Below are 12,644 nucleotides of genomic sequence, written 5' to 3' on the forward strand. Positions count from 1 at the left end.
TGTTGCTTCACCTCTCCCCGCTTGCGGGGAGAGGTCGAATTGCGGAGCAATTCGGGTGAGGGTGAGTCTCCGCAAGCTCGATGGTTACCTCCCTCGCGGAGGCTCCCCCTCACCCCGCCCCTCTCCCCGCAAGCGGGGCGAGGGAGAAGAAAGAGATCAGTCCTTCGGACGCAGCTTCTCGACTTCGGCATCGCTGGGCAGATAGTCCGCGCCCTTCTTGTAAGAAGAGTCCACCATCACGCCCTTGCCCTCCTTCAGCGCGGTCTTGCCAACGTAAGCGCCGAGGGTCGACTGGTGGTCGATCTTGCGGAAGGTGATCTCGCCGAACGGCGACGGCATCGACAGGCCCTCGGCTGCGGCAATCAGCTTCTCCGGATCGGTCGAGCCGGCCTTTGCCAGGATCGCGGCGGCCGACTTGATGGTCTGGTAGCCGACGATCGAGCCGAGACGCGGATAATCGTTGTACTTGGCCTGGTAGGCCTTCAGGAACGCATCATGCTCGGGCGTCTTGATCGAGTACCAGGGATAGCCGGTGACGATCCAGCCCTCCGGCGTCTCGTCCTTGAGCGGATCGAGATATTCGGGCTCGCCGGTCAGGAAGGACACGACCTCGCGCCCCTTGAACAGGCCGCGGGTGTTGCCTTCGCGCACGAGCTTCACGAGGTCGGCGCCGAAGGTGACGTTGAGGATCGCCTCGGGATTGGCCGCGGCAACCGCCTGAACCACCGGCCCCGCATCGATCTTGCCCTGCGGCGGCCACTGCTCGTCCACCCACTGGATGTCGGGACGCTTCTCCGACATCAGCTTCTTGAACACGGCAACCGCCGACTGGCCGTACTCATAGTTCGGCGCGATCGTCGCCCAGCGCTTTGCCGGCAGCTTGCTGGCTGCTTCCACCAGCATCGCGGCCTGCATGTAGTTCGAGGGCCGCAGGCGGAAGGTGTACTTGTTGCCCTTCGACCAGGTCACGGCGTCCGTCAGCGGCTCGGCCGCGAGGAAAAACACCTTCTTCTGGTTGGCGAAGTCGCTGACGGCCAGGCCGATGTTCGACAGGAAGGTGCCCGTGAGCATCGCGACGCCCTCGCTCGACACCAGCTCGTTGGCCGCAGTCTGCGCATCCGCCGGCTTGCCGCCGTCGTCCTTGGAGACGACGACGAGCTTCTTGCCGTTGATGCCGCCGGCCGCGTTGATCTCTTCCACGGCGAGCTGCCAGCCCTTGCGATAGGGCTCGGTGAAGGCCGGCAGCAGCGAGTAGCTGTTGATCTCGCCGATCTTGATGTCCTGTGCCACCGCCGAATGAGCCATGCCGCCGGCCAGAAGCGCGAAGGCCGCGCCCACAGAATAGTTTCTCGCTCGCATCCCAACCTCCAGTTTTGAACTCTCTACGTCTTCAGCGTGATCTTGTCGGGGAAGCAGTGCCCGCCTCCCCGGTTCAAACTCTATCTCAGACCGTCCTCGCCCTTGATCTCCGCAACCGTCAGCCCGCCGACACGCGGCAGCGGACGGCCGCTGTCGGTAACGGCGACCGCGACCATGATCTCGTTGGCGCGCGGCGCGTCGTTGATCTGTACTTCCATGCCGTCGAAGTGGCTGCGCACGAAGGCCGCATCCTTGTGACCCAGGGGGATATCGAGCGTCGTGCCGGGGCCGCTGCGCTTCTTCGACGAAGGGATCAGCGCTGCGCCCTTGCTCAGAACCTTCCGCACCGGCGCGCCCATCTTCGGGTGAAGGATCGCTGCCGCATGCTCCAGTTCGCCGTTCTCACCGACGGCCGCCGCCTTGCCGTAGCTCTGCACCTTCGCCCCGTCGATCCCGAGCGCCGCGACTGCGCGCTTCGACAGCAGTTCGCCGAGCTCCTCGCCGATCGCGATCAGCAGCGCGAGATCCTCGACATATTGTCCGGCAAAGGGATTTTCGATCACGGCGATGGCCGCGGCGCGCCGGGTCGGCGGCGAGACCTGGCGGCCCATCTCCATTTGCGTCTCTTCGACGACCGTGACGATCTTGCGGATGATCGCGCTCATGATTGTTTCCCTTGGGCTCTTCCCTGCTCAGGCATGAACCGCGTTCTCCAGCACAGACGGGCGCGATCGTTGCCGTTCAATATCTTTTGTTCCGATGACGAGCATATCACCACTGAGCTGCAACACGGCACCCTCGATCAATCCGCGATCGAACAATTGCCGTGCACATTCCGCGCCAGATTCCAGCGCGGCCGAAATCTCGGCCGGCGACAATTCGCCGACGTTGCGGGTGACCAGACGCGCGCCGAGATCGCTGTCGGGCTGAAGCTCGTTCGCGGGCTGCCGGACGATGGCGGGATGCGCGGGCAGATCGACGGCGTTGGCGATGATCGTGGCCGCCGCATCGGCCTGCGCGGCCGTTGCCGCCAGCACCGTCACGGCGTCGGCAATGCCGAGCGAAAAGCTGCGGCCGTGGCGCCCGCTGGTCGCGATCCCCCGCACGGGATCATCAGCATCGACCTTTATTCTCCGCATCACGCCGTCGCGATCGGGCCGGTCCATCAGGCCGACCGAAAAATGTTCGCCTCGCGCAAGATGCAGCGCGATGTCGCCGCCATTGTTGACATAGGCCTGGTCGAGCGACGCCGCGTTCAGCATTGCGCCCAGAATCTCCTCGGCCACGCTGCCCGCCACCGCGGCCATCGGCGTGATGAAGCAATCGGGGGCATAGGGCGCAACGGCGGCATACATGCGGCGCGCAACGGCGCCCTTCAGTGGGCACGCTCCGGGTTCCGCTGCCTTGCGCAGCTCCGTCAGCTCCACGCAGAGCTCATCGAGCAGTCCGGTGAAGCGGCGCGCTGCGGCGTCATAGGCCGCACGCACCTCGCCCGCGCCCCCCCTCGCTTCGACGATCAGATCAATCGGCCCATCCTGCAAATGCAGCCGCCGACCATCAGACAGCAATGCGATTTGCGGGAGCCGTGTCATGCCCGGGGCCCTGGAATCGGGTTCTGCCAGGGCAACTGGCGGACATCCTCGCCGTTCTGTACTTCCGAGAGCGGCTTGACGTAATCCATGTGTCCACCGAGCGCGGCGTAGTCGGACAGCTTCATCGTGAACTCGATCGGCGCGACCAGCGCCGGCGTCGGCACATAGCCGAACGCGCCTGAAGGCATCTGCGTCACGTCGACCATGTAAGTGATGCCGCCGCCGGGCCAGACATAGACCGGTGCGCCGCCGCTCGTGACGCGTGTCAGCGCGTCCTTCACCGAGCGCGTCAGCCGCACCGGATTGTCGGTGACGCCCGCGCGCAGCGAGCCGCCCGCACCGGCCATGAACAGCACGGTGCACAGCGCCGGCTCGCAATTCTCCTGAATGCGCTCGACCGAGAACTTCAAATCGGCCGGCATCTCGGTCTCGACCGGCTTCAAGGCCTCGTCGAGCACGTAATAGGACGAATGCTCACCCGTCGTGGAAACCATCAGCATGGAGAGGCCTGGCTTGGCCTCCTTCGCATCGAACGGTCCGAGGATCGCGAGCGGATCGGAAATGTTGGTGCCGCCCCACCCCGTGCCGGGATCGGCGACCTGGAAATAGCGGCCGGGCGTCGAGCGCCGGCCCTTCATCTTGATGCCGGTGTCGGCGATGTCGAGCAGCTTGCCGGCCTGGTGCTCTGAGAGCACGCCGGTGATGTGGTCATCGACGACCACGACCTCGTCGACCTTGCCATGCCATTGCTTGGCGAACATGCCGATCGTCGCCGAGCCGCAGCCGACGCGCATGCGCTCTTCTTTCGCGCCGTTGACGATCGGCGGCTGGCCGGCCTGCACCACCACCGTGGCGCCGCCGTCGATGGTGAGCTCGACCGCCTTGCAATTGGCGAGGTCCATCAGCGTATCGCAGGTGACGCGGCCCTCCTTCTTGGAGCCGCCGGTGAGATGATGCACCCCGCCGAGCGACAGCATCTGCGAGCCGTATTCGCTGGTGGTGACGTGGCCGACCGCCTCGCCCTGCGCGCGCACGGTCGCGGTCTCCGGGCCCAGATAGCGGTCGGTGTCGACCTTCACCTTGATGCCGCAATAGGAGAAGATTCCCTCGGTGACGACGGTCACCATGTCGACGCCGTCGACTTCCGCAGAGACGATGAACGGTGCCGGCTTGTAGTCCGGATAGGTCGTGCCCGCACCGATCGCGGTGACGAAGGTCGAGGGTTCGTGGACGATCTTGCCGTCCCAGTCTTCCGTGCGGCTGAACGGCACAAGCTTGCCGCCATGCGAAACGGTGCGCTCCAGGATCACGTGCGGATCGACGCGAACGAGCTTGCCGTCGTGATTGGCATAGCGATCGCAGGCGCCCGCCGCGCCCGGCTTGATGTAGCACATCACCGGACAGGCATCGCAGCGGATCTTGTCGGTGGCGGCGCTCGTCGTTTCAGTCACCATGTGCAAGCCAGCGGACACTGCGGTTATCATTCGTATACGAACGATGTTGCGCGCGGTCCCGATAGCTGTCAAGCGGCGGCGCGCGCGAAAAGATGCGCTGCCGAATAAAACCTCATTTGCCTGCCGCCTTTGTCCACAAAGCGGGCAGTCGCGCTGCACTGCGGCATGGCCGCTTGCACGTTTGTGTACAAACGGTATCGTCGCAACGTGCAATTTTTGCGACCCGATCGTCGCGGGGCTTGGGAACAGGATGACGCAGACACCGATCCGCCTCACCGTGAACGGCAGGATCCACGAGATCACTGCAGAGCGCGCAACGCCATTACTCTATGTGCTGCGCAACGACCTCGCGCTCAACGGTCCGAAATATGGCTGCGGCCTCGGCGAATGCGGCACCTGTACTGTCCTGATCGACGGCGCCGCCGCGCGCTCCTGCGTCATCCCGGTCGGCGGCTGCGCGGGACGCGACATCGTGACGCTCGAAGGGCTCGGCACAAGCGACAAGCCTGATCCGGTGCAGCAGGCCTTCATCGACGAGCAGGCCGCGCAATGCGGCTACTGCCTCAACGGCATGATCATGACCACCAAGGCGCTGCTCGCGATCAACCCGCAGCCGACAGAACAGGAAGCGCTGGCGGCGCTGCGCTACAATCTCTGCCGCTGCGGCACGCATGTCGAAATCCTGCGCGCCGTGATGCGCGCATCGGGGCAGCTCACCGAGGCCGCGGACTGATGGCCTCCCCTGCCTCGAACGGAGCTGAGCGGCAATCAGGCTCGCTCGTCGTCGTCCGCACCGTGGACGAGATCACATCCGAGACCTTCGTCCGCATCACCGCAGACGGCTCGGTCACCGCTTACAACGGTCATGTCGATCTCGGCACCGGAATCCGCACCGCGCTCGGCCAGATCGTCGCCGAGGAGCTCGACGTGTCCTTTGCGCGCGTCGTCATCGTGCTCGGCGATACCGCTGTCGTGCCGAACCAGGGCGCCACGATCGCCAGTGAAACCATCCAGATCACTGCCGTGCCCCTGCGCAAGGCCGCGGCGCAGGCGCGCCACTTCCTGATCGCGCGCGCAGCCGAGCGGCTGGAGTTGCCGGAGGCCGACCTCAAGATCGAAGACGGCCTCGTGCGCGGGCACGACAACCGCAGCGTCAGCTATGGCGAATTGATCGGCGGCGAGACGATCCGGCTCGAGCTTGCCGACGACGTCGCCGTCAAGCCCGTCGGCGACTACGCCATCGTCGGCCAGTCGATGCCGCGGGTCGACCTGCCGGCGAAGGCCACGGGCGAGCTGACCTTCGTGCACGACGTCCGCCTGCCTGGCATGCTGCACGGCCGCGTCGTGCGTCCGCCCTATGCCGGCGTCGATGCCGGGCCGTTCGTCGGCACCAGCCTGCTCGCGGTCGACGAATCCTCGGTGCGCGACGTTCCCGGCATCATAGCCGTCGTGCACATCGGCGATTTCGTCGGAATCGTCGCCGAGCGCGAGGAGAATGCGATTCGCGCCGCGGAGCAGCTCAAGGTGAGCTGGAAGCCGACGCCCACCCTCACCGACCTCGCCGATGTCGAGACCGCGTTGCGCGCCAATCCGTCGACGCCGCGGACGTTGATCGACAAGGGCGACGTCAATGCGGCGATATCAGGCGCCGCCAAGCCGATGCAGCGCACCTATGTGTGGCCGTACCAGATGCATGCCTCGATCGGCCCGTCCTGCGCGGTCGCCGACTTCCAGAGCGGCGACATCCGCGTCTGGTCGGGCACGCAGAATCCGCATCTGCTGCGCGGCGATCTGGCGCTGCTGATCGAGCGCCCCGAGAGCGAGATCGAAGTCATCCGGCTGGAGGCCGCCGGCTGCTACGGCCGCAACTGCGCCGACGACGTCACCGCGGATGCGCTGCTGCTGTCGCGCGCGGTCGGCCGTCCGGTGCGCGTGCAGCTGACGCGCGAGCAGGAGCACGCCTGGGAGCCCAAGGGCACCGCGCAGCTCATCGACGTCAATGGCGGCCTGAACGCCGACGGCGGCGTCGCGGCTTACGACCTCGCCACGCGCTATCCCTCGAACGCCGCGCCGACGCTGGCGCTGCTGCTGACCGGTCGCGTCTCGCCCGATCCGGCCGTGCTCCAGATGGGCGACCGCACCGCGATCCCGCCCTACGACTACGACCACATGCGCGTCGTCGCCCATGACATGGCGCCGATCGTGCGCGCGTCCTGGCTTCGCGGCGTCTCGGCGCTGCCGAACACGTTTGCGCATGAATCCTACATCGACGAGGCCGCAACGGAAGCCGGCGTCGACCCGATCGAATACCGGCTGCGCTACCTGAAAGACCAGCGTGCCGTCGATCTCGTCAATGCGGTGGCCGAGCGCGCGGGCTGGACGCCGCGGCCGGTCCGCGAAGAGAAGGACGGCGAGGTCGTGCACGGGCGCGGCTTTGCCTATGCGCTCTATGTCCACAGCAAGTTTCCGGGCTATGGCGCGGCGTGGGCGGCCTGGGTCGCCGACGTCGCCGTGAACAAGACGACCGGCGACGTCAGCGTGACGCGCGTCGTCGCCGGGCAGGACTCCGGTCTGATGATCAATCCGGACGGCGTGCGCCACCAGATCCACGGCAACGTCATCCAGTCCACCAGCCGCGCGCTGATGGAGGAGGTCTCGTTCGAGCGCGGTGCGGTGGCGGCGCGCGAATGGGGCGCCTATCCGATCATCCCCTTCTCCGACGTGCCCAAGATCGACGTCTTGATGTTGCCGCGGCCGGACCAGCCGCCGCTCGGCGTCGGCGAGTCCGCCTCGGTGCCGAGCGCGGCGGCAATTGCGAATGCGATCTTCGATGCCACCGGCGTGCGCTTCCGCGAGCCCCCGTTCACGCCCGAGCGCATCCTCCGGGGCCTGCACGGCGACGCGCCGGCCGCGCCGCAGGCCCTGCCCGCTCCCGCAGCGCCGCAGCCATCGCGCATCTGGCAGAATCCGTTCGCCAGGCGCGCCGGCATCTTTGCGACCATTGCCGCCGTCTGCACCGCCGCGATCGGCGTTGGCGCCGCCCTCTTGCCCGGGCGCGCCATCGCGCCGATCGCGCGGCCCGATGCATCGGTCTATTCCGCGGCAACCATCGCCCGCGGCGCGCAGCTTGCCGCGCTCGGCAATTGCGCGGAGTGCCACACCACGATCGGCGGTGCGCTCAACGCCGGCGGCCGCGCGCTTGCGACGCCGTTCGGCACGATCTACGCAACCAACATCACGCCTGACGTCGAGACCGGCATCGGCGCCTGGTCCTATCCCGCCTTCGAGCGCGCGATGCGCGACGGGCTGCATCGCGACGGACGGCAGCTCTATCCCGCCTTCCCCTACACGCATTTTTCCAAGACCAGCGAGGCCGACCTCCAGGCGCTCTACGCCTACCTGATGGCGCAGCCCGCGGCGCGCGCGACGGCGCCCGCGAACACGCTCGCCTTCCCGTTGAACATTCGCCCGCTGCTCGCGGGCTGGAATGCGCTGTTTCATCAGACGAAGGACTTCAAGCCCGATCCCGCGCAGTCCGCGCAGTGGAATCGCGGCGCCTATCTGGTCGAAAGTCTCGGCCATTGCAGCGCCTGCCATTCGCCGCGCAACGCGCTCGGCGCCGAGCAGCGCGAGGCCTATCTCGCCGGCGGCTTTGCCGAGGGTTGGGAGGCGCCGCCGCTGACGTCGCTGTCGCATGCACCGATCCCCTGGAGCGAGGACGAGCTCTACGCCTATTTGCGCACCGGCCAGTCGCGCTATCACGGCGTCGCCGCCGGCCCGATGGCGCCTGTTGTCAGGGATCTCACGGCCCTGCCCGATCAGGACATTCGCGCGATGGCCGTCTATCTCAACTCGTTCAACGACGCCGCCACCGAGGCGCCGGATGCGCTTGCCGCCAGGCTCGAGAGCGCAACGCAAGTCACCACCGCCGCCTCCACCGGCGCGCGGCTCTATCAGGGCGCCTGCGCCGTCTGCCACGAGGTCGGCGGCCTGCCGCTGTTCGGCAGCCGGCCCTCGCTCGCGCTCAACAGCAATCTGCACAGCGCATCACCGGACAATCTCGTGCAGGTGATCTTGCACGGCATCGCCGAGCCAGCATCGAGCGATCTCGGCTACATGCCTGCGTTCAGGAACAGCATGAGCGACGCGCAGATCGAGGAGCTCGTCACGAGCCTGCGCAGGCAGTTCGCCCCCGACAAGCCGGCCTGGACAGGCGTGCGCGAAACGATCGCACGCGTGCGATCGCCTGCCCACTGAATATTATGCGTGCTTCTTCACTTCCACCGGCGGCGTGCCGTGGGTGTGGAAGGACTCGATGGTCTTCAGGCCCCACGCCTGCCCTTTCTTGCGCTCCTCCTCGGTCCACACGATCGGCTTCCAGTCGGGGGCGAGGATGAGGCGCGCACCGGCGTTGGCGACTTCGACGCGGTTGCCGCCGGGCTCGTAGACATAGAGGAAGAAGGTCTGCTGGATCGCGTGCTTGTGCGGGCCGGTCTCGATGTGGATGCCGTTCTCCAGGAAGATATCCGCCGCGCGCAGAATCTCCTCGCGGCTGTCGAGCGCGTAGGTGACGTGGTGGAAGCGGCCGGGTGTGCCGGAATGGTCGAGCGAATAGGCGAAGTCGTAGCTCTTGTTCGACATCGTCAGCCACATCGCCGCCTCCCGGCCGTCGTTGAGCACAATCTGCTCGGTGAGCCGGCAGCCGAGATAGTTCTCGAAGAACTCGCGGTTGGCCTTGATGTCGACGGCCAGGCAGTTGAGATGGTCGAGGCGGCGGACATTGACGCCGCGGGCGGGAAAGCGCTGCGCCTGGTTCTTCAGCGCCGGCTTCAGCTCCGGCGGCGCCTGATACCATTCGGTCTCGTAATACAGCTCGACGATGTGGCCGTCGGGATCTCGGCAGCGGAACGTCGGCCCCTGCCCCATGTCGCCGTCGATCCAGCCGATGTCGAACCCGGAGCCCTTGAGGGCGGCGACGCGGCGCTCCAGCGCCTGCTGGCTGCGCGCACGCAGCGCCATGTGCTCCATGCCTGAGGTCTTCGACGCCGTGAGCTTGAGCGAATAGCGCTCGTAATCGTCCCAGCCCCGCAGGTAGACCGACTCGCCCTTCCGGCCGCTGATTGTCATGCCCATCACGTCGACGAAGAATTTCAGGCTCTCGTCGGGCTTGGGCGTCAGCAGCTCCATATGGCCGAGATGGGCAAGATCGAGGATCGGTTCGGGCTGCATGCTTCCTCCTGGCGTGGCTGCGATCCGCAGGAACCGGATCGCGCATTCGGGCACAGGGCCGCAATTGGCTCACGCGCCCGGAGGCGGCACCGAGGCCGCGGGTTCATTTGTACTAATGTACAAATGATTAGGTCCCGTCAACAAACCAACCCTTGCATCCCGGACCGAATGGCGCCCCGCGCTTGAGCAGAACCATCCCCGAACGGCGGACGAACTGCCCGAATGGTAAAATCTTCCCTAATTCGATCGAAAGCCTGCTGGCCCCAAAAAGCAGCACTTTCCGGCCGTTTCCGCCCACAGATATGCATCAGGAACGAATCTATCGGCCGAATTGTCGCGGATTTAACGAAGCGGCCGCGGCTGCCGTTTAACCGTTTGTGCAGCCGCGGCCGCGCATAGTCCGGTGCAACCCCCGTGCTCTTGCCAGGTTCATTCATCGTGACATCCTTTGGACGCGTGATTTCGGTACGTGGATCGCTCGCCCGGGTCGGGCTTCTGGCGGCAAGCCAGATGCCGATCTCGGAGGTTCGGGCGACCGTCGGCCGTTTCGTCAGCATTCGCTGCGCCAGCTCGGTCATCGTCGCGATGATCACCGAGGTCTCCTGCGAGAATCTGTCGAGCGCCGACAATTACATCGCCATCGCCTCGGTCGACCTGCTCGGCGAGATCCTCAACGCCGCCGACAAGGCCAAATTCCAGCGCGGCGTCACCAATTATCCGACCATCGGCGACGCGGTCGACCTGATCACGAGCCAGGAGCTGCGCACGATCTACGCGCCGACCGGATCGGACCAGATCAACGTCGGCTTCCTCCAGCAGGACCGCTCGGTGATCGCCTATGTCGACGTCGAGGAAATGCTGTCCAAGCATTTTGCCGTGCTGGGATCGACCGGCGTCGGCAAATCGACCGGCGTCTCGCTGCTGCTCAACGAGATCCTGAAGGCGCGCCCGAACCTCCGCATCTTCCTGCTCGACGTGCACAACGAATATGGCCGCTGCTTCGGCGACCGCGCGCTGGTGCTGAACCCGCGGAACCTGAAGCTGCCGTTCTGGCTGTTCAACTTCGAGGAAATCGTCGACGTGCTGTTCGGCGGCCGCGCGGGCGTTCCGGAGGAGCTCGACATCCTCGCCGAGGTGATCCCGCTCGCCAAAGGCGTCTACACCCAATACCAGAACGCCGACCGCATCGGCCTCAAGCGCATCGACCCCAAGCAGATCGGCTACACGGTCGACACACCGGTGCCTTATCGTCTCGTCGATCTGATGTCGCTGATCGACGAGCGCATGGGCAAGCTCGAAAACCGCTCCTCGCGCATCATCTATCACAAGCTGATCTCGCGTATCGAGGCGGTGCGCAACGATCCGCGCTACGCCTTCATGTTCGACAACGCCAATGTCGGCGGCGACACCATGGCCGAGGTGATCAGCCACCTGTTCCGCCTGCCCGCCAACGGCAAGCCGATGACGGTGATGCAACTCGCCGGCTTCCCGGCCGAAGTGATCGATTCCGTCGTCTCGGTGCTCTGCCGCATGGCCTTCGACTTCGGCCTGTGGAGCGACGGCGTCTCGCCGCTCTTGTTCGTCTGCGAGGAAGCGCATCGCTACGCCTCCGCCGACCGCAATGTGGGCTTCGGGCCGACCCGTAAGGCGGTGTCGCGCATCGCCAAGGAAGGCCGCAAATACGGCGTCTATCTCGGGCTGATCACCCAGCGTCCGGCCGAGCTCGACGCCACCATCATCTCCCAGTGCAACACGCTGTTCACGATGCGTCTTGCCAACGAGCGCGACCAGGCGCTGCTGCGCGCCGCGGTGTCGGATGCGGCCGCGAACCTACTCTCCTTCGTACCCTCGCTCGGCACCCGCGAGGTGCTGGCGTTCGGCGAAGGCGTCGCACTGCCGACGCGCTTGCGCTTCAAGGAGGTGCCGCCGCACCAATTGCCGCGCGGCGAAGCCACCATCAGCAGCGTGCCGTCGGTGACCTCCGGTCACGACATGCATTTCGTCAGCGCCGTGCTCGAGCGCTGGCGCGGCGCCACCTCGCAGCGCGACGTGCCGAACGACCCGGTGTTCCAGGCACCACCCGCGAAGACGCTCGGCACCGCCGAAGCCCCGATGCTGCAGCCCTCGATGGGCCTCGATCCCGACCGCTTCTCGCTGTTGAAGAAGCCGCTGCGGTAAGGCCACGCGCCACCCACTTCGTCATTGCGAGCGCAGCAAAGCAATCCAGAATCCCTCCGCGGAAACACTCTGGATGGCTTCGCTGCGCTCGCAATGACGGAGCAAGGTGAATGAGCGCCATTCCCCAATGCGCATCCAAACCGCAGATGCGCCGTCGCGCCGCGCCAACCGGTGCCCTGTGGCACGTTGAGCCCCGCGTCCGCATCGACTATGGTTGCCGGCCCCAAGCCGGAATCCATGCTCATGACAAAAACAGCCGCGCAACGCTTCCCAGCTCCCGCCCTCGACACCCTGCCCGACGACATCCGCACGCGCCTTCTCGCCGTGCAGGAGAAGAGCGGCTTCGTGCCGAACGTCTTCCTCACGCTGGCCTACCGTCCGGACGAGTTCCGCGCGTTCTTCGCCTATCACGACGCGCTGATGGAGAAGGACGGCGGCCTCACCAAGGCCGAACGGGAGATGATCGTGGTGGCGACCTCGGCGGCCAACCAGTGCCAGTATTGCGTGATCGCCCATGGTGCTATCCTGCGCATCCGCGCCAAGAACCCGCTGATCGCCGACCAGGTCGCGGTGAACTATCGCAAGGCCGACATCACGCCGCGGCAGAAGGCGATGCTCGACTTCGCGATGAAGGTCTCGGCCGACGCGCAGCGCATCTCGGAGGAGGATTTCGCCGCGCTTGCGCCGCACGGCTTCAGCGACGACGACATCTGGGACATCGCCGCGATCTCGGCCTTCTTCGCGCTGTCGAACCGGCTGGCGAACTTCACCGGCATGCGGCCGAACGACGAGTTCTACTTGATGGGCCGGCTGCCGAAGAAGTGAATGACGC

At 66.0% G+C, this 12,644-nt stretch carries 10 protein-coding genes; 4 read left to right on the forward strand and 6 right to left on the reverse strand.

Translation table 11 applies throughout. The features are described from left to right. Window positions 1-156 precede the first annotated feature (156 nt). From ACFLEY_RS27575 to ACFLEY_RS27590, 4 genes are all read right to left on the reverse strand, one after another. A complete protein-coding gene (locus ACFLEY_RS27575; RefSeq protein WP_060911559.1) occupies window positions 157-1,359 on the reverse strand; it encodes an ABC transporter substrate-binding protein in 1,203 nt (400 codons plus the stop codon). Window positions 1,360-1,439: 80 nt separating this feature from the next. After that, complete coding sequence (locus ACFLEY_RS27580) at window positions 1,440-2,024, reverse strand: amino acid synthesis family protein (protein ID WP_060911558.1); 585 nt, start codon at window positions 2,022-2,024, stop codon at window positions 1,440-1,442. Between the two features lie 27 nt (window positions 2,025-2,051). Then, on the reverse strand, window positions 2,052-2,951 hold the full coding sequence (locus ACFLEY_RS27585) for a UPF0280 family protein (protein WP_211433443.1): 900 nt from the start codon (window positions 2,949-2,951) through the stop codon (window positions 2,052-2,054). Next, on the reverse strand, window positions 2,948-4,405 hold the full coding sequence (locus ACFLEY_RS27590) for a hypothetical protein (RefSeq protein ID WP_028170886.1): 1,458 nt from the start codon (window positions 4,403-4,405) through the stop codon (window positions 2,948-2,950). The genes ACFLEY_RS27585 and ACFLEY_RS27590 overlap by 4 nt, the downstream gene beginning before the upstream one ends. Before the next feature lie 250 nt (window positions 4,406-4,655). On the opposite strand from ACFLEY_RS27590, the gene ACFLEY_RS27595 reads away from it, so the two are divergent. Further along, a complete protein-coding gene (locus ACFLEY_RS27595) occupies window positions 4,656-5,138 on the forward strand; it encodes a (2Fe-2S)-binding protein (RefSeq protein WP_060911557.1) in 483 nt (160 codons plus the stop codon). Continuing rightward, window positions 5,138-8,662, forward strand: coding sequence for a molybdopterin cofactor-binding domain-containing protein (locus ACFLEY_RS27600; protein ID WP_211433444.1), 3,525 nt, complete (start codon window positions 5,138-5,140; stop codon window positions 8,660-8,662). Before ACFLEY_RS27595 ends, ACFLEY_RS27600 begins: the two co-directional genes overlap by 1 nt. A gap of 3 nt (window positions 8,663-8,665) precedes the next feature. Here ACFLEY_RS27600 and ACFLEY_RS27605 read toward each other — a convergent pair whose 3' ends face one another. Together ACFLEY_RS27605 and ACFLEY_RS27610 are read right to left on the reverse strand one after the other, a co-directional pair. Then, a complete protein-coding gene (locus ACFLEY_RS27605; protein WP_011086600.1) occupies window positions 8,666-9,634 on the reverse strand; it encodes a catechol 2,3-dioxygenase in 969 nt (322 codons plus the stop codon). Window positions 9,635-9,771: 137 nt separating this feature from the next. Then, on the reverse strand, window positions 9,772-10,227 hold the full coding sequence (locus tag ACFLEY_RS27610) for a hypothetical protein (protein ID WP_396604260.1): 456 nt from the start codon (window positions 10,225-10,227) through the stop codon (window positions 9,772-9,774). Between ACFLEY_RS27610 and ACFLEY_RS27615 the strand changes: the two genes are divergently transcribed. Together ACFLEY_RS27615 and ACFLEY_RS27620 are read left to right on the forward strand one after the other, a co-directional pair. Beyond that, on the forward strand, window positions 10,220-11,812 hold the full coding sequence (locus ACFLEY_RS27615; protein ID WP_236842234.1) for an ATP-binding protein: 1,593 nt from the start codon (window positions 10,220-10,222) through the stop codon (window positions 11,810-11,812). The genes ACFLEY_RS27610 and ACFLEY_RS27615 overlap by 8 nt on opposite strands. A 243-nt stretch (window positions 11,813-12,055) precedes the next feature. Further along, entirely contained in the window at window positions 12,056-12,637 is a 582-nt protein-coding gene (locus ACFLEY_RS27620) for a peroxidase-related enzyme (protein WP_011086598.1), read from the forward strand. The last annotated feature ends 7 nt before the right edge of the window (window positions 12,638-12,644 follow it).

The sequence above is a fragment of the Bradyrhizobium sp. YCK136 genome (genome assembly GCF_044570075.1).
GTDB classification, from domain to species: Bacteria; Pseudomonadota; Alphaproteobacteria; order Rhizobiales; family Xanthobacteraceae; genus Bradyrhizobium; species Bradyrhizobium diazoefficiens.